Genomic DNA, 22,999 nt, shown 5'->3' with positions numbered 1-22,999 from the left:
ACATCCGCGGCGTTCAGGGAAATCGCCGTCTCAGGGGTACGACTTCCCGGGGTAATGAGCGTTCAAGGTGATTGATCAGCGGATATTGAGCAGCGTCGTCAGGGTGTTCTGCGGGGGGTTGATCGAGGAATTGCTGTATTGGAACCAGCCCTGGGCCTGCACGTTCAGGTCAAATACATAGATGTAGCCCATCAGTGTGCCGGCCCCGTTGCAGGCCTCGCTGATGTTGCCGACCTGGCAGACCGCCGTGCGCTGCCCATTGAGCTCTGCGCCATCAAAGCGGCCCATGGGGTTGTTGCCCAGGCCGACTTCCATGACTGACACCTTGGTGGGCCCACGGTGCGTGCACATCTGCGTGCTTTGTGCGCGCTCGGGGATGGTTTCCGTGCACGCCGCCGATTCAACCTTGAACACGCGCACTTCGCTCAACGGCGGTGCAGTCGCGCCCCAGGCCGGTGCTGCGCCGAGCAACAGGCTGATACAGGGGATCAGGGCTAGACTCCACGGGCTGGCGTTTTTCATGTTGCAGATGACCTTGGTTTAAACGTCGGCGCAGTATGCCTCAAGGCCTCGGCTGCTGGTATGATGCGCCGCTTTTTCCGATCCTCTCTGAAACCAAAGGCGCTTGGCGCAGTTTGTGCTTTGACTTAGAGGTCAACAAATCACGACGCCACAGAGCGTCACAGGGAGCAGGCATGCTGGAAAAGCTGTTTCAACTCAAGGCACACAACACCAACGTGCGCACCGAGATCCTCGCGGGCATCACGACATTCCTGGCCATGGCCTACATCCTGTTCGTGAACCCGAGCATCCTCGGCGAGACCGGCATGGACAAGGGCGCGGTGTTCGTCGCGACCTGCCTGGCGGCCGCCATCGGCTCGACCGTGATGGGACTGATCGCCAACTACCCGATCGCCCTCGCGCCGGGCATGGGCCTCAACGCCTTCTTTACCTACACCGTGGTGCTGCACATGGGCCACACCTGGCAGGTGGCGCTGGGTGCGGTGTTCATTTCGGCGGTGTTGTTCTTCCTGTTGTCGATCTTCCGTATCCGTGAGTGGATCATCAACGCCATCCCCCTGCCCCTGCGCTCGGCGATTGCCGCCGGTATCGGCCTGTTCCTGGCTTTGATCGCCCTGCACAACGCCGGCATCGTGGTCAGCAACCCGGCCACCATGGTGGGCCTGGGCGACTTGAAACAACCGGCACCAATTCTCGCCACCCTCGGTTTCGTGCTGATCGTGGCCCTGGAAGCCCTGGCCGTGCGCGGCGCGGTGCTGATCGGCATCCTGGCGGTGACCCTCGTGTCCATCCTGCTGGGCGTCACGCCTTTTGGCGGCGTCACGTCGATGCCACCGTCCCTGGCCCCGACCTTCCTGCAGCTGGATATCAAGGGCGCGCTGGATATCGGCCTGGTCAGCGTGATCTTCGCCTTCCTGTTCGTCGACCTGTTCGATAACTCCGGCACCCTGATCGGCGTGGCCAAGCGTGCCGGCCTGATGGGCAAGGATGGCCACATGCCAAAAATGGGCCGTGCGCTGATCGCCGACAGCACCGCCGCCATGGCCGGCTCCCTGCTCGGCACCTCGACCACCACCAGCTACATCGAGTCGGCGGCGGGCGTGAGCGCCGGCGGCCGCACCGGCTTGACCGCCATCGTGGTCGCGATCCTGTTCCTGCTGGCGTTGTTCTTCTCGCCACTGGCCGCCAGCGTCCCAGCCTTCGCCACCGCGCCGGCCCTGCTGTTCGTGGCAGTGCTGATGACCCAGGGCCTGGCCGAAATCGACTGGGACGACATTACCGTAGCAGCGCCGGTGGTGATCACCGCCCTGGCAATGCCTTTCACCTACTCCATCGCCAACGGCATCGCCTTCGGTTTCATCGCCTGGACCGCCATCAAGCTGCTTTCGGGCCGCTACCGTGAGCTGAACCCGGCGCTGGTGATTCTGTCGATTCTGTTCGTGATCAAGCTGGGCTGGTTCAACGCATGACTTTTGACGCCGCACGCTACACCGCTCAACTGCAAGACAAGGTCACGCGCTTGCGTGACCTGTTGGCACCGTTCGACGCGCCCGAGCCGCAGGTCTTCGACTCGCCGCTGCAGCACTTCCGCCTGCGCGCGGAGTTCCGCCTGTGGCGCGAAGGCGGTGAACGCCACTACGCGATGTTCTCCCAGGACGACAAGCGCACGCCGATCCTGATCGAAGCGTTCCCCATCGCCAGCCAGCGCATCAACCAATTGATGCCGCAGCTCAAGGCCGCCTGGCAAGCCAGTGCCGCCCTGAGCCACAAGCTGTTCCAGGTGGAGTTCCTCACCACCCTGGCCGGCGACGCGATGATCACCCTGTGCTATCACCGCCCGCTGGACGAGCACTGGCACACCGCCGCCAACCAGCTGGCTGCCGACTTGAATGTCAGCATCATCGGCCGCTCCAAGGGCAAGCGCGATGTGATCGGCCATGACTACGTGGTGGAAAAGCTCGAAGTCGGCGGGCGCACCTTCAGCTATCGCCAGCCCGAAGGTGCCTTCACCCAGCCCAACGGCACGGTGAACCAGAAGATGCTCAACTGGGCCTACGACGCCCTGGGCGATCGCCCGGATGATCTGCTGGAGTTGTACTGCGGCAACGGCAACTTCACCCTGCCCCTGGCGACGCGCGTGCGCAACGTGCTGGCTACCGAAATCAGCAAGACCTCGGTGAATGCGGCCCTGAGCAACCTCGATGAAAACGCGGTGGGTAACGTCACGCTGGTGCGTCTCTCTGCCGAAGAACTCACCGAAGCCCTCAACGAAGTGCGCCCGTTCCGCCGCCTGCACGGCATCGACCTGAAAAGCTACGAATTCGGCAGCGTGTTCGTCGACCCACCGCGCGCCGGCATGGACCCGGACACCTGCGAACTGACCCGACGCTTCGACAACATCCTGTACATCTCCTGCAACCCGGAGACGTTGGCGGCGAACATCGCGCAACTGCATGACACGCATAAGATTACGAAATGCGCGATGTTTGACCAGTTTCCGTGGACGCACCATATGGAATCCGGGGTGTTATTGACTCGGCGGTAACTCGACGTCCTCCGGTTCCTTCTTGCGCGGCCGCCCGCCCTTCTTGCCATTGGCGCGAGCGGCGGCGGCTTTGGCGGCGCTGCTTTTGCGACCGTTGCGCGAAGCAACCAGGCTGATCGCCAGGTCCATCAGGGGTTTGCTGGTGGCAATCAGGCCCGTGATCGAAACATCCAGGTCTTGGGCCTCACAGCACAGCGCCTTTCCGCCAAAGCCGACTTCCAGTTGCTCAAAGTCCTCCAGGGAAAACCCTGCGAACTCGGGCAGACCCGCTACCGGCAGTACAATGCGACTACCGTCGATGAAGCCGATGGAAATGCAGTTGTCTTCATAACGCACAGCGCTGGCACGGGCATAAAGGTGCCGTGTCTTGCGCCCTCGGGCTATCGCCTTTTCGACGTCGGCCTCAGTGAGCGGTTTATAGGGTACAACTTTGGCTTTTACGATTTTCATAGATCAATCCCCACGCAGTCTGGTGCTCTTACCAGATTCAAAATTGTCCTCTGCGCTACGACATCGTGCCGAGCACTTGCGATGACGTGGACTCCACGTCGAATAACCAACCCTGGCACCAACTCACCGGCCTCCCAATCCCAGGAATGATTCTCCAGGCAGACCGTTTGCAGGTATTCCCACCAGAGCCTACGTGCCCGCGCCAAGTAATGCCGCTGCATGATCGCCCAGCGTATTTCTTTCAAAACCGCCATGGGTGGCCGCCGCCGCTCAGGCTCTACGTCCCACAACTCCACGTCCCCGTCCAGAAAGCTGAAACGAAAACGCGCATCCCATTCCTTCCCCCGCACATGCACATGGGGCGGGCAATGCTCATCCCTGATAAACACCGAAATCACATATCCTTTGTAATTGCCTACTCTCATCGTAACCCATCCGTTAGGTTATTTTCCGCCAAGTAACAATTTTCCCCTGTCACCCGACAACCGGCCCCATTTCCCGAAGCTGATTCACAGATTAGTAAGCACAAAAAACCCGGCGAATGCCGGGTTGTAACCACTTATGCCGAGGGCTGGAAATACCCCGCCAACGCCCGCAAGTCCTGCTCGCTCAGCAACCCCGCGTAATACTTCAACTGAATCCTCGCCAGCAGATACGCATGCCGCGCATTCGCCAGGTCGCGGCGGGCAGTGAACAGTTGCTGCTCGGCGTCGAGTACGTCGAGGTTGACCCGTTCACCGCCGGCCACACTCTTTTTCGTCGCAGCGACTAAAGCCGTGGCAGAGCTGACGGCCATTTCATAAGCACGCACTTTGGCCGCGCCGCTGGTGTTGAGGTTGAACTGTTTGCGCAACTCCACCAGCGTGGCCGAGGTTTGCGCGTCCAGTTCGTATTGGGCCTGGGACAGTTGATTAGCCGCCTGGCGCGTAGAGGCCGACACGCCGCCACCGGCAAACAGCGGCAAGCTGACATGGATGCCGACCGTGTTGGTGTCGTACTTCTGGTTGTAGCTGCTCTCCGAGTCGGAGCGGGTCTGGCGGCTGGTGGCGTACAGGCTGACCTTGGGCAGGTGCCCGGCGCGTTTGCGTTCCACTTCATAGGCGGCCACGTCCAGGGCGTGGTGCTGGGATTGGAGTTCCGGGTTGTTGGCCATGGCCAGTTCGCGCCAGGTTTCGAAACGGTTGGGTTCCAGCGGCGGGATCTCGAATTGGCGCGTCAGTGGCGCCAGTTCTTCGATCTGCAACGGTTGGCCGACGATGGCTTCCAACTCGCGCAGGGCGCTGTCCTGGGCATCCTGGGATTCGATCTCTTCGGCCTGGGCCAGGCTCAGGCGCGCCTGGGTTTCCAGCACATCGGTACGCGTGCCTTCGCCACCTTTTAGCAGGCGGTCATTGAGTTGCAGGCGCTCGGCATACGCACGTTTCTGTGCGCGGCTCAGCTCGATTCGCTCCTGGGCCAATAAAGCCTGGCTGTAGGCATTGAGCACCCGCACCGCCAGCTCCTGGCTCTTGCCGCGAAAGCGTTCATCGGCCATCAACGCCTGGGCGGTGCCCTGGCGAAAGCGCGCGTAGGCCTCGTAATCCAGCAGCGGTTGTTGCAAGGTCAGGGTCGACGCGTAACTGCGGTAGTCACGGTCACTGGTGACATCACCCGCCGTCACTTCGGATTCGTTGCGCGAGTTGTTGTAGCTCCACGATAGGTTCGGCAACAGCGCCGCGCGGCCGATCACGCGGTTTTCTTCACCGGCTTCACGCTCCTGGATCGCGGCCTGAAAGGTCGGGTCATTGCGCAGGGCCAGGTCGTAGGCATCCAGCAAACCCAAGGCGTGCGCCGAGGTACACCCCAAACACAAGGTAAACAGCAGCGCCTTCATTCTTCCACCAGCGCCATGTGGGTGCGATCCATCAACGGTTTGAACAGGTAGTTGAGCATCGAGCGCTCCCCGGTCTTGACGAAGGTTTCCACCGGCATGCCCGGACGGATCTGCACGCCGTCCAGTTGCTGCATGCCCGCCGCGCTGACCTGGGCACGCAGCGTGTAATACGGCTCGTCGGTGCGCTCATCGACCTGGCGGTCCGCCGAAACCAGCGTCACCTCACCGGCCACCCGTGGCGTGGTGGATTGGTTGAACGCCGAGAACATCAACTCCACCGGCAAGCCCGGATGCACTTTGTCGACCATCTGCACCGGCACCCGCGCCTCCACCAGCAAGGGCTCGCCCTGGGGCACGATGTCCATCAACGCCTGGCCGGGCTTGATCACGCCACCTTCGGTGTACACGTCCAACCCCACCACCACGCCCGACGCCGGCGCTCGCACCAGGCTGTTGGCCAGTTCGAACTCGGCCGAGGCCAGGCGATTGCGCAGGTCGTCGCTGCGGGTGCGGGTCTCGGCCAACTGGCCGCGCAGGTCTTTCTGGAAGTCTTCGCCAAGCTGACGGATGCGCAGGCGCAGTTCCATCACCTGGCGCTGCAATTGGCCGATGCGCCCGTCGTCTTCGGCGATGGCGCCGTCGATCTGGGAGTACAGGCGCTCGCTGTCGAGCAGGCGGTTGCGCGGGATGTAACCGTCACGCGCCAACTCGCGCAGGCCTTGCAGTTGCTCATTCAACGCCACCCGCTGCCGGACTTTGCTCGCTTGCGAATCCCGCGTGCCACGCAACTGCGCCTCGGCGCCGGCGATGGTTTCGCGCAGGCCTTGTTGCTCGGTGGCCAGTGCCTGGGCCCGGCTCTGGAACAGTTGCCGTTGCAGGCTCAGCGTGCCCGTCGCCTCGGGATCGTTGAGCAGCTCGGGGCCGAAGCTGATCGCCGCCAGCCCTTCGCTTTCGGCACTCAAGCGCGCCTCACTGGCCAGGGATGCCAGGTACTGGCTGCGCAGGGACTGCATCTGCCCGCGCAAAGGCGTTTCTTTCAAACGCAGCAGGACCTGGCCGGCGCTGACCACATCACCGTCGCGCACCTCGATGCGTTCCACGATCCCCCCGGCCGGGTGCTGCACCGTCTTGCGATGGCCCGAGACCATGACCTTGCCCGGCACCGCAACACCCTTGTCCAAAGGCGCCAACGCTGCCCAGCCAAGGAACCCGGCAAAACCGCCGAGCACCAGCAGCCAACCCAGGCGCGAATATTTTTTATCATCCAGCGCCAGCACATTGTTCGGCGCGTCACTGATCAGCACGGGTTTGCTCTGGCTCATGCCTGTTTTCCTTCACCAAAGCGGTAACTCATGTTCAGGGTCGACACTGGCTTGCTCGCTGCCGGTTTCTGCCGTGCCTCCAACACGCGGGCCGTCGGCCCGAAGGCCTGCAACTGGCCGTCCTTGAGAATCAGCAACTGGTCCGTCAGGGTCAGTACGTTGGGCTTGTGGGTGATCAGGATCACCGTGCGGCGCTGTTGCTTGAGCTGGGCGATGGCCTGGAGCAGGGCCTGTTCGCCCACTTCGTCGAGGTTGGCGTTGGGCTCGTCCAGCACGATCAGCGCAGGCAGGCCGTACAGCGCACGCGCCAGGCCGACCCGCTGTTTCTGGCCACCGGACAGCCCGGCGCCGCCTTCGCCCAACGGCGTGTCGTAGCCTTGCGGCAGTTGCAGGATCAGCTCATGCACGCCGGCCATTTGTGCGGCGGCGAGGACCTTGTCCGCGTCGACCTCGGCAAACCGCGCGATGTTTTGCGCGATGCTGCCAGCGAACAGCTGGATGTCCTGCGGCAGGTAGCCAATGTGCGGGCCCAGTTGCTGCTTGTCCCACAGGGCCAGGTCGGCACCGTCCAGCCGCACCTTGCCGGCCAAGGGCGCCCAGGCGCCCACCAGGATCCGGGCCAGGGTGGATTTGCCGCAGCCTGACGGCCCGATCACCCCCAGTACCTCGCCCGCCGCCAGGCTGAAACCCAGGTTGGCCAGCGCCGGTCGGCGGCTGCCGGGGGCGCAGGCGCTGATTTGCTCGACGCTCAGTTGGCCCTTGGGCACCGGCAGGCTCATGCGTTCGGGCCGGGCCGGGTTGGCCTCCAGCATCTGTGACAGGCGATCAAACGCCAGGCGCGCCGAGCCCCACTGCTTCCACACGCCGATCAACTGGTCGATGGGGCTGAGCACGCGGCCCATGAGGATCGAACCGGCGATCATCATCCCCGGCGTGATGTCACCCTGCACCGCGAGCAACGCGCCCAGGCCCAGCACCAGCGACTGCAATGCCAGGCGCACGCCCTTGGACCAGGCGGTGACCGTCGCGGTCTTTTCACTGGCCAGGTTCTGCTGCGCCAGGAACGCCTGGTGCTGGCCGAACCAACGCGCGCGCAAGGTGGCGAGCATGCCCATGGCTTCGATGGTGTCGGCATTGCGCAGGTTAGCCGTGGCTTGCTGGCTGGCGCTGATCGACAGTTGGCTGGCCAGGGCCATCGGGGCCTGGCTGACGTGGTGGTTGACCCACGCCAGCACGATCAACAGCACTGCGCCGACCAGCGCCAACAGCCCGAGCCAGGGGTGGAACAGAAAGATCACCAACAGGTACACCGGAAACCACGGCGCATCGAAAAACGCGAACAACGCCTGGCCGGTGGCGAACTGACGCAGCGTGGTCAGGTCATGCAACGCCTGGCCGGCCGCCTGGGTGCCGCCCTTGAGTTGCGCTTCATACGCGGCGTCGTACACCCGCTGGTTCAAGCGCATGTCCATCTGCGTGCCGAGACGGATCAGCACCTGGCTGCGCACCCACTCCAACGCGCCCATCAGGCCGAACAAGCCAAGGATCATCAGCGTCAGCATGAGCAGGGTCATCTGGTTGCCCGAAGCCAGCACCCGGTCGTACACCTGCAGCATGTACAGCGCCGGGGCGAGCATCAGCAGGTTGATCACCGCCGAGAACAGGCCGATGTTGAAGAAGCCACTTTTATAGGCCGTGAGGGCAGCCAGGGTTTCGTTGCCGGCGTGGCGCATCTGGGGATTCTCAAAGGGTTGAGCGGGCAGCGCCGTCGCGTTGACAGGCTGTACGACGCTGCGCAGAATTCGGCACCGCCGTCGCTGAAGAGATAGAAGGCTTGGGCGACGGCGGTGTGTCATGCGGCGAATGGGAGAGCGATCTTCCATTCGCTTTTTTGCTTAAGCGGCCAGCGCGAAGTCCTGAGGCACGTCTTGTACGCCCACCAGCGCCACGTCGGAGGCGGCGACAGCAGCCGAGTCCACATGCGCCACACCGGCAGCGGCCAGTTGGTCGAACGTCGAGTTGATCGACAGGCTTGGGTCGATGTCCTTGAGCAGGGAGTCGATCGCCGACGCCAGTGCCGAGCTGTCGCCGCTCATCAGGCCGTAGACGATTTTGTGCACCTGGCCGTCGCGGCCTTCGGACTGCAGGCTCGACAGGCCCAGGTTGGCGAAGCTGACTTCCTGCTCGGCGAGGGCGTAGCTACCGCCGGCAGCGCCGCCCGTCAGAATGGTGCCCAGGTCCAGCGAGTCGATCGAACCCCACAAGGTGTGCGACGGCGGGTTGAACAAGGTGTAATGCAGGTCGCCGTTGGCCACCACCGCGGCATTGCTGACGGTGCTCGACACGCCATATTGGGTGCCGTCGAACGGGCCAGGATTGAAACCACCGGTATTCGAACCCTCTTTGACCGACCCTTCACGGTGGTTCAGGTCACCAAAGTAAGCCGACCAGTCGCTCAAGTACTCGGCAACGGTGTTCGCGGCGTAGGCGGTGTTGTATGAAATAGAAATGCTCATGCAAAACTCCAAGTCATGGGGTGGTATATCCGCAGCAAGCCAGTGCCTGCTGTGGTTTTGCCCGTCACTGGGCAAAATCGGTCAGAACTGATATTCAACGGTGCCCTGCAAGGTGCGCCCACGCCCGAGGGTGAAGGCCAGTACGTCGCCCAGCGGCACCAGGTAGGCGCGGTCGGTGACGTTTTCCATGGCCAGGCGCAGGGTCAACTGCTCGGTGGCGCGGTAGCTGCTGTAGAGGTCATAGACGGTGTAGGGCTTCCAGTCAGCCGGGTAGACGCCGGTTTGCGAGGTGGTCACGCCGGCGCCACCTTTGACGTAGTAACCGCCGCTGTAGCGCGCACGAACCCCCACATCCAACTTGCGCTCGAACAAGCGTGCGCCCAGCGTCGCGGTGCCGCGGTCCATCGGCATGTGTTCGGAGGAGCCCAGGATCGCGCTGCAGCTCTGCCCCGCATTGGCCACGTCGTCCGGCACCATCGCGTCTACCGGCGCTCGGCTGCCCGGGCCTTTCTGGATCTTGGTGACACCACCCAGCCACGCGGTCTTGCTGCAGAACGTATTACTGCCGAGCATGCGCGTGTAGTTGAACTGGCCGTAGGCGAACCCGGCGTCGTAATCCAACTGGTACTCCAGGCCGCGAAAACGGGTGGTTTCCAGGTTGTTCACATACGCCGCATTGCCGATATTGGCGATGCCATAACCGGGCGGCTGCACCCCCAGGGCCATATAGGAAAAGTCATCCACGCGGGTGTTGAAGTAGGACACCTTCATGCCCACGCGGTCCTCGGCGAACAGCAGGTCTTCCTTGAGCACGTTGAAGCCGACCTCCCAGGCCGTGGACGTCTCGGGCTTCAAGTACGGGTTGGGGAAAATCGACTCCGAACCGCCGCCGTGGGGCCGGCCGCTGACCAGTGTTTCGGTGACGGCCGGAGGGCGCCAGCCCTTGCCGTACGTGGCGAACAGTTGCAGCCAATCCACGCCGGGCTTGACTGACAGGCCGAAGGTCGGCGAGAAGTGCCCCTCTTCCCGATCCACGTCATAAGTCATGGGCAAGCCGATCTGTCGCGTGGTGCCGATGATGAAGGTACGGGTGTTCAGGCCGGTCTCGCCGCGCAGCCGATAGCGGTCGTAACGCAACCCGGCATTGAGGTTCAGCCAGTTGTCGTAGTCGTAGTCCAGGCGCGCGAACAGGCTGCCCATCGCCCGGTCACCTCTGGGCGTGATGCTTTCCGCCGCCGAGGCCGTCACCGCCGAATCGGCGGCCACCATTTGATTGGAATCCGGCCGGACCTTGTCGTAGAAAAACTCCAGGCCGTAGTTGGCCTTGATCACCGACAGCTCGCTCAAGGCGAAGGTCGAGATATTCTGCGCCTGCAAACCATAGGTGTTGGTCTGGTAGGTAACGTCGTAGCCCTTGCTGCTGCCACGGGTCAGTGTGGTCTGGTCATTGCGGGTGTCGACGTAGTAGAGCTTGGCCTTGAAATCGATCAGCGGGTTGTCCGGCGTGTAGCTGTAGTCCAGTGCGAAGTTCTGCGCCGTGACATTGCTGCTGCCGAGCTTCTCCCACAGCTGGGCCTTTTCGGCGGTCATCATGTTGACGTCGTCGTAGTCGACCTCGGTGGTCAGGTAGCTCAATTGCAGACGCTGATCCACCGGCAGGTTCAGACCCAGCTTGAGCAGGCGCGAACGCATCACCGAGCCGGTGTACTCGACGGTGGAGTTTTTGATCCGGTCTTCACTGGCCGGCAGGAAAGAACTGCCGGTGCGCAACTCGCCGATGCTGCCCCGGGTGCCGGGTTTGTAGTCGCCGAGATGACGTTCACTGGCAGCCACCAACATGTCCCACACATCGGTGCCCACGGCAAACGCCGAACTGCCGATAAAATGCGTGCCGTTGCTGCGCCCACCCAACCCGGTGGTCAAGCGGATGCGCCCACCGATTTCCTTGCCGCCCTTGAGCAGGTCGGCGGCTTCCACGGTGCGAAAATTGGCCACACCACCGATCACCCCGGCGCCGCCCATCGTGGACGTGGCGCCCTTTTCGATCACCACCTCCGACAGCAATTCCGGGTCGACATACAGCGTGCCATTGCGTTGCTGGTGGCCACTTTGCTGGTAGTTCTGGCGCATGCCGTCCACCGACATGTTGACCCGGCCGTAGTCCTGGATGCCGCGAATATTCACCGACAAACCGGGATCTTGCTGGCTGACCGCCGAGTAGACGCCCGGCGCCTCTTCGAGCATCTCGGCGGCATGCCGTGGTGGGTTGCGATCCAGTTGTTCACGCCCGACCACACTCACCGACCGTGGCGATGAATACACCCAGTCGTTGGGGTGCAGGCCGGTGATCGTGGTGGTCGCCAGTGCCAACGCGGCGCCGCTCTGCTCGACGCGGGTCAGGGTGACTTGGCGTTCGCCATTGAAGCGATACTCCACCGGCGCATTCCCCAACAGACGCGCCAAACCTTCCTGCACGCTGTATTGCCCTTTCACGGCCGTGCTCTGCAAACCGGCCAGGCGCTGGCTGTCGAACAGCACTTGCAGGCCGGCCTGGTCGGCGAATGCCAGCACAGCACTGCCCAGGGACTGCGCGGGGATATCCAGCATCAGCACCGCAGGGCGTGCAGCATTCGCCTGAGACTGAGCAGCGAATACCGGAGCCACAGCGGCGAACAGGCCCAAGTGGATGGCCAGGGCTAACCGGCTTGCGGTGATACGCCCCTTGTTGAGTGCTGACATTTCTGTTGTTCCCTGCGCTGAGCGTTTTCTTGTTTATGCGAATGCTTCTCACCTAGCAAGACGTGCGACGCGCAGGAAGTCAGTAAGGTTTTTTGAAAGTTTTTCAGGAAGGGGGATTTCAGGCGGTGGGAGCAGGCCCCCACCGGGTCATCAATAGATCAGGCTGAGGCCAGCCAGGTCCAGGCGTTGCACCTGCAGTTCCTGGGTCAGCGTGGCAAGGGCGGTGTCGAGCATGTCGAGGCGGAACACGCCGCTGACTTCACGCTCGCCGAGGGCCGAGTCAGTCAACACCACGCGCCCGGGACGGTAGCGGTTGAGTTGTTCGATGACATTGGCCAACGGCTGGCGATCAAAGATCAACACACCGCGTCGCCAACTGGTGGCGCGCGCGACGTCGAGTTGATCCAAAGGCACGATGCCTTCCTGAGTGCTGTAGCGTACGGCCTGGCCTTGTTTGACCACTTTGTCGGCCGGGCCTTTTTTCGGGATGGCTTGCAGCGTGACCTCGACACTGTGTTCCAACACCCCGGTCCACGCCTGGCTGTCGCCCTCGCGCTCCACCACAAACTTCGTGCCCAGCGCCCGGGTCTGCCCGCCGGCGCTCTGCACCACGAACGGTCGGGTTTCCTCGCCCACCTTCGGTGCCACATCAAAGATCGCCGAGCCCTGCAGCAGGCTGATGCGGCGTTGCACACTGTCGTAATCCAGGCGGATGGCACTGGCGGAATCCAGCTCGACCTTGCTGCCATCGGCCAGGTGCACGGTGCGCACTTCGCCTTTCTCGGTGATGTAGTCGGCCTGCATGTGCAGCAACAAGTCCGGACCACGCACCCAGCCGACACCGGCTACCACCACGACCAGCGCGACGGCCGCCGCACGTTGCCATGGCCGGCGCCGCCTGGTCCCGCGCGCAGGCTGCGTCGCCGTCGACGGGCGCTGGCGGTTCACCGGCGGTTCCTTGTACACCTCGCCCAGTGCCGCCCAGGTCTGTTCGGCAAAACGCAATGCCGCTTCGTGGCGGCTGTCGCAGGCGATCCAATGCCGCAATTCGGCCTGCTCCTGTTCGGTCAGGGCACCGGCGTGCAGGCGCACCGCCCACTCGGCGGCCGCCTCGGTAATGCTGTGCTGCTGCGGACCCTGGCTATTCACGTGTGAATCTCGAATTTTTCGTTATATAACGCTGTGACGAGTGAACGGGCGTTTTTCGGTAATTCATTCGTCGGATGCTGCCCTCTCGCCTTCCTGCAAGCGTTGCATCACGTAGGCCAACGCTTTGGCCAGGTGCTTTTGGACGCAGCTGTCAGAGATGTCCAGGTGCCGGGCGACCTGGGCGTGGGTCATGCCTTCGATGCGGTTGAGGCGGAAAATCTGCTGGGTGCGCTCCGGCAACTCCGCCAGTGCCTGCTTCAATGCCTGTCGCTGTTGCTGCGCCATTGCCTGAACCTCCAACCCAGCCACGTCATCTTCAATCTCGGCCAGCGCCTCATGGGGCACGGAGTCAGTCTTGCGCCGCGCTTCCTGGCGAATATGGTCGATCAGCAGATTGCTTGCCGTTCGATAGAGATAGCCCTGGGAGTTGTCGATGCGCTCGCCCGCCGGTTTTTCCGCCAGGCGCAGGAAGCTCTCCTGCACCAGGTCTGCGGCCAACTGCGGGTCCCGTACCTTGCGCGCCAGATACCCGCGCAAGGCATCGGCATGCTTGAGAAACAGGCCTTTGAGATCCACGTCCGACAAACCGACTCCCTGGAATGTTAAGGAAACAGGCGGGCATCTTAAGCGTTGTCGAGAATGATTTTCAATTGATATCTAATCTGATCCGCCGTTATGAACGGCTTGATTAACGGTTCGATAATCGAACACATACGCCGCCATCAATTGACCAAATTAACCATTCAGTACATTTTATCTGCACAACTAACAAGAAATGTGGAGAACACCCCATGCCGCCTATCGTGCTGGTGCTCAACGGTCCCAATCTCAACCTGCTCGGCACCCGCGAGCCCGCTACCTACGGCCATGAAACCCTGGCCGATGTGGCTGCCTTGTGCGGCCGCAGCGCTGAACAGCTGGGCCTGAAAATCGAATTCCGCCAGACCAATCATGAAGGCGAACTGCTCGACTGGATCCACGGCGCCCGCGCCCGCTGCGCCGGGATCGTGATCAACCCGGCGGCCTGGACCCACACCTCGGTGGCGATCCGTGATGCGCTGGTGGCCAGTGAAGTGCCGGTGATCGAAGTGCATCTCTCCAACGTGCATGCCCGCGAAGCGTTCCGTCATCACTCCTTTGTGTCACCCATCGCGAAGGCCGTGCTCGCAGGGTTCGGCAGCCACGGCTACCACTTGGCGCTGGAACACTTCAGCCAGTTGCTCAAAGGATCGGCCCGATGAAAACACGCATCCTCGCCGGCCTGATCGGCGCTGGCATCCAGGCTTCCCGCACGCCCGCGCTGCATGAACAGGAAGGCGATGCCCAAGGTTTGCGCTACTTGTACCGCCTGATCGACCTTGAGCCCCGGCAGTTGGGCATCGACGCCTTGCCCGATCTGCTGCGCGCCGCCGAGCTCATGGGCTTTACCGGGCTGAACATTACCTACCCGTGCAAGCAGGCTATCCTACCGCTGCTCGATGAACTCTCCGACGAGGCCCATGGCATTGGCGCGGTCAACACGGTGGTGTTCAAGGACGGCAAGCGCATCGGCCACAACACCGATTGCCTTGGATTTGCCGAAGGGTTCCGGCGCAACTTGAGTGATGTCGCCCGCCAACGCGTGGTGCAGATGGGCGCCGGCGGTGCAGGTGCCGCAGTGGCACATGCGCTGCTGGCCGAGGGAGTGCAACAGTTGAGTATTTTCGATGTGGACCCCGCCCGTGCCCGCGACCTGGTTGAGAACCTCACGCTACGTTTCGGCCCAGGGCGCGCCCAAGTGGGCAACCACGTAGAAAACGCCGTGGCCGAGGCCGATGGGCTGGTGAACACCACGCCGATGGGCATGGCCAAGCTGCCCGGCACACCGGTGCCCGCCGCTTTGCTAAGGGCAGACCTGTGGGTGGCGGAAATCGTGTATTTCCCGCTGGAAACCGAACTGCTGCGCGATGCCCGCGCATTGGGCTGTCGCACCCTGGATGGCGGCAACATGGCGGTGTTTCAGGCGGTGAAGGCGTTTGAGCTGTTCTGTGGGGAAGTGCCGGATGCGCAGCGCATGCTGGCGCACTTCAAGAGCATGAATACCTGACTGAGTTGGAATAAAAATCCAAATGTGGGAGGGGGCTTGCCCCCGATAGCGGTGGATCAGCCAGCTTATCTGTAGCTGACCCACTGTCATCGGGGGCAAGCCCCCTCCCACATTTTGAATGCATTCCAACCTGAGACTTCAGGCCTGGAGGTAACGCATCACCGAATCACAAATCATGTCCCGATGCCGCTGTTTAACCGCCTCATCCGACAGGTCGATCTGAAAAATCTCACTGAAGGTATGGCGGTTGGACACCCGGTAAAAGCTGAACGAGTTGATCAGCAGGTGCACGTCCAACGGTTCCAGCCCTTCCCGGAACAAGCCCAGCTCGGCGCCACGGCGCAAGGTCTCCCCCAACCCTTCAAGGATCTTGCTGTTCATCGCCTTGATGGTGTCTGTGCGCTTCACGTACTCGGCATTGTGGATATTTTCGATGCTGACAATGCGCACAAAATCCACATTCTGGTCATGGTGATCAAAGGTGAACTCCACCAGCCGCCGGATCGCTTCACGCGGCTCCAGGGCCGTGAGGTTCATGCGGGTCTCGGTGTTGCGGATGTCGCCGTAGAGTTTCTCCAGCACCTCGACATACAACTGCTCCTTGCTGCCGAAGTAGTAATAGATCATGCGCTTGGAGGTGTGGATACGCTCGGCGATCGCGTCCACGCGAGCGCCGGAAAGGCCCTGCTGGACAAACTCGACGATGGCTTCCTGGAGTATGTTTTCGCGGGTCTTTTCCGGATTGTTCTTACGACTCTTGCGAGGTGCCTCGGTGGTCATGGTGCGCTCACGGCCAGTGTTATGCAGGCCGTGATTATGGGCCGCGACGCTCCCCGAAAGAAAGCACCGCAACCGTCGTTATAAACGTGCCTGGCGCACCGCACCGCTGCGCGATTTGGCCATGGCGGCCAGGCGCACCGCCACGTTGGCCGCACCGTAGCCGGCATAACCGTTCTTGCGCTGGATGATCTCGAAGAAAAACCGCCCTTCGAAGGGTTCGGTGTAGACGTGAAACAACTCGCCGCCCTGGGCATCGCGGTCGTACAGCACGTTGTAGTACGCCAGCTCACTGAGAAATTCATCGTCGAAATCGAAACGCGCCGCCAGGTCGTCGTAGTAGTTGAGCGGGATATCCAGCAGCGGCACACCGGCCTCCTTGGCGCGGCGCACTTCGGCAAAGATATCCGCGCAGTCGAAGGCGATATGGTGCACACCCGAGCCGCGATAGCTCGACAGCGCGTGGGAAATCGCCGTGTTGCGGTTCTCGGAGATGTTCAGCGGCAGACGGATCGAGCTGCAACGGCTGCGCAGCGCGCGGCTTTTCACCAGGCCGTAAGGGTCGGGCAGTACCACTTCGTCATCGGCTTCGAAATCCAGCAGGCTCTTGTAGAACAGCACCCAGCTGTCGAGGCTGTCGGCTGGCAGGGCCATGGCCATATGGTCGATACGCAGCAAGCCGCCGCTGGATGACACGCCGGGCTGCAGGTTGAAGTCGGTGTCGTACAGCCCGCCTTCACTCTGATCCACCAGGTAAATCAGGCTGCCATCCGGCGCACGTACCGCCGCCAGCTCCAGCTCATTCGGCCCGACCAGGCCGCGATACGGCTGGCCTTTGTATGCCACCGCCCGCTCCAGGGCCTTGGCGCTGTCCTTGACCCGAATCGCGGTGGCACACAGCGACGGCCCATGGGCCTCGAAAAAGTTGTGGGCAAACGAATAGGGTTCGCAGTTGAGGATCAGGTTGATATCGCCCTGGCGCAACAGGCTCACGCTCTTGGAGCGATGCTGCCCGGCCTTGACGAACCCCAGGCGTTCCAGCCAGTGGGTGAGCTTGGCGCCAAGGCTCTCGTCCACGGCAAATTCAAGGAACTCGATGCCGTCGTATTCGCTGGCAGGCGGGGTATCAAACAGAATCTCGACCGGTTGCGCCGGCGCTTCCTGCTTCAGGCGTTCGCGGGTTTTCTCTTCGAGGTACAGCAGGGAGCGCAGGCCATCCGCCGCATTCGCACGGGTGGGCGCGGCGCGGAAGCCGTCGTTGAAAATTTCCAGGGACAGCGGCCCGGTGTAGCCGCTCTTGATGATCGGCGCGAGGAACCCAGCCAGGTCGAATTCGCCTTGGCCGGGGAAGCAACGGAAGTGCCGACTCCACTCCAGCACGTCCATGGCCAGGATCGGCGCGTCGGCCATTTGTACGAAGAAGATCTTGTCGCCGGGGATCTCGGCGATGGCGCTTGGGTCGCCCTTGAGGGACAGGGTATGAAAGCTGTCGAGCAATACACCAAGGCTCGGGTGATCGACCTGACGCACCAGGTTCCACACCTGTTGCCAGGTATTTACATGCTTGCCCCAGGCCAGCGCTTCATAGCCAATGCGCAAGCCACGGCGGCCGGCGTGTTCGGCGAGCAGGCCGAGGTCATCGAGCAAAATGCGCTCGTCGCCCACGCAATCGGCGGAGGCATTGCTGCACACCAGCACCAGGTCGGTGCCCAGTTCCTGCATCAAGTCGAATTTGCGCTCGGCGCGCTCCAGGTTGCGTGCAAGGCGGTCTCGACGGCAGCCTTCAAAATCGCGAAACGGCTGGAACAAGGTGATGGCAATGCCCAGGTCGGCACACATTTGCCTCACTTCACGGGGGCTGCCATCGTAATACAACAGATCGTTTTCGAAGATTTCTACGCCGTCGAACCCGGCGGCCGCGATGGCTTCGAGTTTCTCCGGCAGGGTTCCGCTCAAGGAAACGGTGGCAATGGAGCGTTGCATGGGCGACTCCCGGCATTTAGGCGCGTCTTGTTTACGGCAAATTATTGGCCGCTAAACTGTTCACAGCAATTAAAATGTACGAACCGGTTAGTTTTTGGTGCGATTATCGAACACAAAGCCGTTTTGGCGAATTGACGATTTTTTAGCCGCTGCGCACCATCGATTCAGTAACAAGACCCAGAACACACCATAAAAATTTCAAAAAACGGGTACGACCTCATGCCTCTGCAAAACTCCGTCCTGGCCGACCGCCCGGGCACACCGCACGCCGGCATCGGCGACAAGATCCGCGGCGCCCTGGCCGTGGGCAAAACGCGCTGGGGCATGTTGGCCCTGGTGTTCTTCGCCACCACCCTCAACTACATCGACCGCGCCGCATTGGGCGTGATGCAGCCTATCCTCGCCAAAGAGATGAGCTGGACGGCGATGGACTACGCCAACATCAACTTCTGGTTCCAGGTCGGCTACGCCATCGGCTTTGTGCTGCAGGGCCGCTTGATCGACCGGGTCGGTGTGAAACGCGTGTTCTTCTGCGCGGTCCTGTTGTGGAGCCTGGCCACCGGCGCCCACGGCCTGGCCACCTCGGCGGTGGGCTTCATGGTCTGTCGTTTCATTCTCGGGCTGACCGAAGCCGCCAACTACCCGGCCTGCGTCAAGACCACGCGCCTGTGGTTCCCGGCCGGTGAACGGGCAGTGGCCACCGGTATCTTCAACGCCGGCACCAACGTGGGTGCGATGATGACGCCGATGCTGCTGCCGTTGATCCTGCACGTGTGGGGCTGGCAGGCGGCGTTCCTGTGCATGTCGGCGCTCGGCGGGATCTGGCTGCTGTTCTGGGGCTTGAAGTACTTCAACCCGGAAGACCACCCCACCGTCAAACAATCCGAACTGGACTACGTGCAACAGGAAGTCGAACCGGAACAACCCCGCGTGCCCTTCAGCCGCATCCTGCGCATGCGTGGCACCTGGGCCTTCGCCCTCGCCTACTCGATGACGGCGCCGGTGTTCTGGTTCTACCTGTACTGGCTGCCGCCGTTCCTGAACCAGCAATACAACCTGGGCATCAACGTGACCCAGATGGGTATCCCGCTGATCATCATCTACCTGACCGCCGACTTCGGCAGCGTGGGGGGTGGGATTCTGTCGTCGTTCCTGATCGGCCGAGGCATGAACTCGATCAAGGCGCGGCTGCTGTCGATGCTGCTGTTTGCCTGCTGCATCGTCGGCGTGATCATGGCCGCCGGTTCCAGCCAGCTGTGGGTCGCGGTGTTTGCCATCTCCCTGGCGATTGGCGCACACCAGGCCTGGACCGCCAACATCTGGAGCCTGGTGATGGACTACACACCCAAGCACATGATGAGCACGGTGTTCGGTTTTGGTGGCATGTGCGCGGCCATCGGCGGCATGTTCATGACCCAGATCGTCGGCCACATCCTGACGGTCACTAACAACAACTACACCGTGTTGTTCACCCTGATCCCGGCGATGTACTTCATTGCGCTGACCTGGATGTACTTCATGGCGCCGCGCAAGATCCCTACCGTGGACGTTTGATCTACCGTCTCAGCTACCGGCGCCGCTGCTGCCAGGCAGCGGCCAGCCCACTCATGCAGATCACCCCGATACCGACCACCGTGGTCAGGTCCGGGGTGTGGTTGAACACCAGCCAGCCCAACAACCCCGCGAACACGATCTGGCAATAGCCAAACGGCGCCAGCAAGGCCGGTGCCGCGAAGCGGAACGCCTGGGTCAGCATCAAATGCGCGGTCATCCCGCAGGTGCCCAGGGCCAGCATCAACACGCCGTGCCACAGCGTCGGCACTTGCCAGAAGAACGGCACCATCGCACTCATCACCAAGGTATTGCACAGGCCGGCGAAGAAGTTGCTGGTGGTGGGCGTGTCGTATTGGCTGAGAATGCGCGTGAGCAGTTGGTAGAAGCAGAAGAACAGCGCCGAACACAGGGGCAACAAGACCGCCGGGGTGAACAGTTCGCCGCCCGGGTGGATGATGACCAGCACCCCGACAAACCCGCAGATCACCGCCAGCCACTGGCCACGCGTCACATGTTCGCCGAGCAGCGGCACCGAGAGCGCCGTTACCAGGATCGGTGCAAGGAAGTTCACCGCCGTGGCTTCCGCCAGGGGGATGAAGTGCAGCGCCGAGGTGAAAAACAGGCTGGTGCCCAACAGGCACAGCGCCCGCACCACCTGCATCCCCGGCCGCTTGCTGCGCAGCACGCGCAAGCCCGATTGCGGCAGGAAGATGCCGGCCATCAAGAGGGTGTGCACCAGGTAACGCGCCCACACCACCATCACGATCGGGTAGAACCCGGCCAGGTATTTGGACAAGGCGTCATGGCTGGAGAACAGGAACGTCGCCAGTACAATCAGCAAAATGCCTTTGAAGGGGTGGTTGACGCCGGAAAGGGGGGTGCTGACAGTCATGGAATTCTCTTGCGTGGCGAGCTGAACGCGTGGCACTCAACCCGGTAATCTAGCAGCCGGGCCTGCGTCTGCCCCTAGAGCATAACCAAACACCGTGCGAACAGCGCACTAAATCACGGGATTCGAGTCCAACGCTGCACGTTGACCGCCGTGTTGCACACTTTTTAATCAAGGCCTTGCTGCTATGAAAAAAATCCTCTTTGTCCTGTCTGCCCTTGCCCTGCTCACCGCGTGCAACCAGCAAGAGCAGCCAGCCCCCAAGCCGGCACCGGCGTCCGTGCAGGCCACCCTGGTGCCGGCAACGCCGCCCACCGACAAATGGCTCGGCAAGTGGATCGGCGTAGAAGGCCTCTACCTCACCATCGCCAAGGACGACAGTATTGGCCGTGGTCACTACATTCTGACCATGAAATATGGCCTTGATGACGACGACTCCGGCACCTTCAAAGGTGAAGCCAACGAAGACGGCATCGCCTTTACCCGCCCGGACGGCCCCCAGCAATTGAGCGCCGGCGACGGCGAAGCCACCGGTTTGAAATGGTTGGCGGATAAAAAGGATTGCCTGATTGTCGATACCGGCGAAGGCTATTGCCGCGATTAACGGCCATACTCTTCCCCAATTAATGTAGGACCGTTCACCAAGAGGATTGCCCCATGCTATGGAAAAAAGGCCGACGCAGCGACAACGTGGTCGACGCCCGCGATGACAGCGGCGGTGGTGGGGGCGGTATGCGCTTTGGGGGCGGCAAGGGTCTGAGCCTCACGGCCATCGTGCTGATTGTCGGCATCGGCTGGTTGACCGGCCAGGACCCGTTGCAGATCCTCGGCCAACTGACCGGCCAGATGGAACAGGCACCCTCGGTGAGTACGCAGACACGTCAGGCGCCGCCGGCCAACGACGAGCAAGCGGACTTTGTCCGCGCCGTGCTGGGCGATACCGAAGACACCTGGGGCCAGGTGTTCCAGGAAAACGGCCTGGCCTACAAGAATCCGAAACTGATTCTGTTCCGTGGCCGGGTCAATTCCGCCTGCGGGGGAGCCACCTCGGCCAGCGGCCCGTTCTATTGCCCGGCTGACCAGCAGGTGTACCTGGACCTGGATTTCTTCCGGGAAATGTCGCAGCGCTTCCAGGCCGCCGGTGATTTCGCCCAGGCCTACGTGATCGCCCACGAAGTCGGGCATCACGTGCAGACCTTGCTGGGCATCTCGTCGAAAATCCAGGCCGCACGCCAGCAGGGTCGGCCGATGCAAGGTGATGGCGGACTGCTGGTGCGCCAGGAACTGCAGGCCGACTGCTTCGCCGGGGTGTGGGCCAACCGTGCGCAAAAGCGCCTCAACTGGCTGGAACCCGGCGATATCGAAGAAGCACTGAACGCGGCCAACGCCATTGGCGATGACCGCTTGCAGCAACAGGGTCAGGGGCGTGTTGTGCCGGACTCGTTTACCCACGGCACCTCGGCACAGCGGGTTCGCTGGTTCAAGACCGGCTTCGCCCAGGGCCAGATCACTCAATGCGACACGTTTACCGCCAAGAGTCTTTAAATGAATAAACGCTTGGGATGGCTGCTGGGCTTGTTAGTCACGTGTTCAACCTGGGCCGCCGAACACGGCGTCAAGGACGTCAGCCCCCATCGTTTCCACCTGGAGGCCGGCGATCTCAGCCTCGGTTTGAGCCAGGATTGGCGCCAGCCACTGCCCCAGGTCACCCGCGCATTGATCATCGTGCACGGCCGCCTGCGCAATGCGCAAACCTACCTGCAAAGCGCCGAAGACGCCGCCGAGCACGCAGGCCAGAGCGCCAACACACTGGTGATTGCGCCGCAGTTTCTGAATGCGTCCGACGTCAAGCGCAACCACTTGGACAATCAGGTACTGCGCTGGAACGGCAATGACTGGATGGCCGGCGAACCCTCCACCGGTCCGGGACACATCAGTTCCTACGGCGTCCTCGACCAGATCATCAAGCACCTGGGCAACCGCACGCTGTTCCCGGCGCTGAAGGAAATCGTCGTGGCCGGCCACTCCGGTGGCGGCCAGGTGGTGCAGCGCTTCGCCCTCACCGGGCACGACCATCCGCTGCTGCAAACCGAAGGCATCAGCCTGCGTTACGTGGTGGCCAACCCTTCGTCCTACGCCTACTTCACCCCACAACGCCCAGTGAAGTTCGACACGGCGAGTTGCCCAGGCTTCAACGACTGGAAGTACGGCCTGCAAGACCTGCCCGACTACGCCAAGGGCCAGAGCGCCCAACAGCTGGAGCAGGCTTACGTGTCACGCAATATCACCTACCTGCTGGGCCAGCAGGACACCGACCCGAACCACCCGGCGCTGGACAAAAGCTGCGCCGCCGAGACCCAGGGCGCGTACCGCCTGATTCGTGGGCACAACTATTTTGACTACCTCAAGCAGCGGCACCCGCAGTTGAGTCACACGCTGGTGGAAGTGCCGGGAGTGGGGCATAACGGGGATGGGATGTTTACGTCGCCCGAGGGCCAGAAAGTACTGTTCACGCCATAACCTGTGGGAGGGGGCTTGCCCCCGATTGCGGTCTGCCAACTACACATGTGCTGATTTATACGCCGCTATCGGGG

The 22,999-nt window shown here is 62.1% G+C and carries 21 protein-coding genes; 8 read left to right on the top strand and 13 right to left on the bottom strand.

The window, feature by feature from the left end:
• Positions 1-75: 75 nt before the first annotated feature.
• Positions 76-522 carry a DUF4879 domain-containing protein gene (locus AC3WP7_RS19190; protein WP_102592418.1) on the bottom strand — a complete coding sequence of 149 codons (447 nt, stop codon included), beginning with the start codon at positions 520-522 and terminating at the stop codon, positions 76-78.
• 173 nt (positions 523-695) lie between these two features.
• On the opposite strand from AC3WP7_RS19190, the gene AC3WP7_RS19185 reads away from it, so the two are divergent.
• Together AC3WP7_RS19185 and trmA are read left to right on the top strand one after the other, a co-directional pair.
• The gene (locus AC3WP7_RS19185) at positions 696-1,991 is read left to right on the top strand and encodes an NCS2 family permease (protein ID WP_058427718.1); all 1,296 of its coding nucleotides are present in this window, start codon (positions 696-698) and stop codon (positions 1,989-1,991) included.
• Positions 1,988-3,067 carry a tRNA (uridine(54)-C5)-methyltransferase TrmA gene (gene trmA, locus AC3WP7_RS19180; protein WP_093125837.1) on the top strand — a complete coding sequence of 360 codons (1,080 nt, stop codon included), beginning with the start codon at positions 1,988-1,990 and terminating at the stop codon, positions 3,065-3,067. Before AC3WP7_RS19185 ends, trmA begins: the two co-directional genes overlap by 4 nt.
• Here trmA and AC3WP7_RS19175 read toward each other — a convergent pair.
• The 9 genes from AC3WP7_RS19175 to AC3WP7_RS19135 all read right to left on the bottom strand — a co-directional run bounded on the left by AC3WP7_RS19175 (position 3,050) and on the right by AC3WP7_RS19135 (position 13,701).
• Positions 3,050-3,517 carry a DUF2442 domain-containing protein gene (locus AC3WP7_RS19175; RefSeq protein ID WP_093125831.1) on the bottom strand — a complete coding sequence of 156 codons (468 nt, stop codon included), beginning with the start codon at positions 3,515-3,517 and terminating at the stop codon, positions 3,050-3,052. The genes trmA and AC3WP7_RS19175 overlap by 18 nt on opposite strands.
• Positions 3,514-3,942, bottom strand: coding sequence for a DUF4160 domain-containing protein (locus AC3WP7_RS19170; protein WP_093125823.1), 429 nt, complete (start codon positions 3,940-3,942; stop codon positions 3,514-3,516). The genes AC3WP7_RS19175 and AC3WP7_RS19170 overlap by 4 nt, the downstream gene beginning before the upstream one ends.
• A 134-nt stretch (positions 3,943-4,076) precedes the next feature.
• Positions 4,077-5,390 (bottom strand): TolC family outer membrane protein, encoded by a 1,314-nt coding sequence (locus tag AC3WP7_RS19165; RefSeq protein WP_102592419.1) that lies wholly within the window; start codon positions 5,388-5,390, stop codon positions 4,077-4,079.
• A complete protein-coding gene (locus tag AC3WP7_RS19160) occupies positions 5,387-6,712 on the bottom strand; it encodes an HlyD family type I secretion periplasmic adaptor subunit (protein ID WP_102592420.1) in 1,326 nt (441 codons plus the stop codon). The genes AC3WP7_RS19165 and AC3WP7_RS19160 overlap by 4 nt, the downstream gene beginning before the upstream one ends.
• Positions 6,709-8,445: a type I secretion system permease/ATPase gene (locus tag AC3WP7_RS19155; RefSeq protein ID WP_102592421.1), complete on the bottom strand. Its 1,737-nt coding sequence runs from the start codon at positions 8,443-8,445 to the stop codon at positions 6,709-6,711. Before AC3WP7_RS19155 ends, AC3WP7_RS19160 begins: the two co-directional genes overlap by 4 nt.
• Positions 8,446-8,607: 162 nt before the next feature.
• Positions 8,608-9,228: a heme acquisition protein HasA gene (locus tag AC3WP7_RS19150; RefSeq protein ID WP_102592422.1), complete on the bottom strand. Its 621-nt coding sequence runs from the start codon at positions 9,226-9,228 to the stop codon at positions 8,608-8,610.
• 81 nt (positions 9,229-9,309) lie between these two features.
• Positions 9,310-11,967, bottom strand: a complete 2,658-nt coding sequence (locus AC3WP7_RS19145; RefSeq protein ID WP_102592423.1) for a TonB-dependent receptor — start codon at positions 11,965-11,967, stop codon at positions 9,310-9,312.
• Between the two features lie 150 nt (positions 11,968-12,117).
• A complete protein-coding gene (locus AC3WP7_RS19140) occupies positions 12,118-13,116 on the bottom strand; it encodes a FecR family protein (RefSeq protein ID WP_093529671.1) in 999 nt (332 codons plus the stop codon).
• A 63-nt stretch (positions 13,117-13,179) separates the two neighbouring features.
• Complete coding sequence (locus AC3WP7_RS19135) at positions 13,180-13,701, bottom strand: RNA polymerase sigma factor (protein WP_102592424.1); 522 nt, start codon at positions 13,699-13,701, stop codon at positions 13,180-13,182.
• Between the two features lie 206 nt (positions 13,702-13,907).
• On the opposite strand from AC3WP7_RS19135, the gene aroQ reads away from it, so the two are divergent.
• Entirely contained in the window at positions 13,908-14,357 is a 450-nt protein-coding gene (gene aroQ / locus AC3WP7_RS19130) for a type II 3-dehydroquinate dehydratase (RefSeq protein ID WP_010206717.1), read from the top strand.
• Positions 14,354-15,202, top strand: coding sequence for a shikimate dehydrogenase (locus tag AC3WP7_RS19125; protein ID WP_092248235.1), 849 nt, complete (start codon positions 14,354-14,356; stop codon positions 15,200-15,202). Before aroQ ends, AC3WP7_RS19125 begins: the two co-directional genes overlap by 4 nt.
• A 138-nt stretch (positions 15,203-15,340) precedes the next feature.
• Here the strand turns inward: AC3WP7_RS19125 and AC3WP7_RS19120 are convergent, their stop codons facing one another.
• On the bottom strand, positions 15,341-15,982 hold the full coding sequence (locus AC3WP7_RS19120) for a TetR/AcrR family transcriptional regulator (RefSeq protein ID WP_033897904.1): 642 nt from the start codon (positions 15,980-15,982) through the stop codon (positions 15,341-15,343).
• A 78-nt stretch (positions 15,983-16,060) separates the two neighbouring features.
• Complete coding sequence (gene quiC, locus AC3WP7_RS19115) at positions 16,061-17,962, bottom strand: 3-dehydroshikimate dehydratase QuiC (protein WP_102592425.1); 1,902 nt, start codon at positions 17,960-17,962, stop codon at positions 16,061-16,063.
• Positions 17,963-18,181: 219 nt separating this feature from the next.
• Between quiC and AC3WP7_RS19110 the strand changes: the two genes are divergently transcribed.
• Entirely contained in the window at positions 18,182-19,516 is a 1,335-nt protein-coding gene (locus AC3WP7_RS19110; protein ID WP_092248230.1) for an MFS transporter, read from the top strand.
• 13 nt (positions 19,517-19,529) lie between these two features.
• Here AC3WP7_RS19110 and AC3WP7_RS19105 read toward each other — a convergent pair whose 3' ends face one another.
• Positions 19,530-20,408 (bottom strand): DMT family transporter, encoded by an 879-nt coding sequence (locus tag AC3WP7_RS19105; RefSeq protein ID WP_071489933.1) that lies wholly within the window; start codon positions 20,406-20,408, stop codon positions 19,530-19,532.
• A 184-nt stretch (positions 20,409-20,592) separates the two neighbouring features.
• On the opposite strand from AC3WP7_RS19105, the gene AC3WP7_RS19100 reads away from it, so the two are divergent.
• Genes AC3WP7_RS19100 through AC3WP7_RS19090 form a run of 3 tightly spaced genes read left to right on the top strand, consistent with a single transcriptional unit; the run spans position 20,593 to position 22,925 of the window.
• Entirely contained in the window at positions 20,593-21,009 is a 417-nt protein-coding gene (locus tag AC3WP7_RS19100) for a membrane lipoprotein lipid attachment site-containing protein (protein WP_071489932.1), read from the top strand.
• Positions 21,010-21,062: 53 nt separating this feature from the next.
• The gene (gene ypfJ / locus AC3WP7_RS19095) at positions 21,063-21,950 is read left to right on the top strand and encodes a KPN_02809 family neutral zinc metallopeptidase (protein WP_092248227.1); all 888 of its coding nucleotides are present in this window, start codon (positions 21,063-21,065) and stop codon (positions 21,948-21,950) included.
• Positions 21,951-22,925 (top strand): hypothetical protein, encoded by a 975-nt coding sequence (locus AC3WP7_RS19090; protein WP_102592426.1) that lies wholly within the window; start codon positions 21,951-21,953, stop codon positions 22,923-22,925.
• Positions 22,926-22,999 lie beyond the last annotated feature (74 nt).

This window comes from Pseudomonas sp. FW305-3-2-15-C-LB1 (assembly GCF_058787615.1).
Note: the sequence above shows the minus strand (reverse complement) of the source record. Positions and strands in the feature narration are given on the sequence as shown.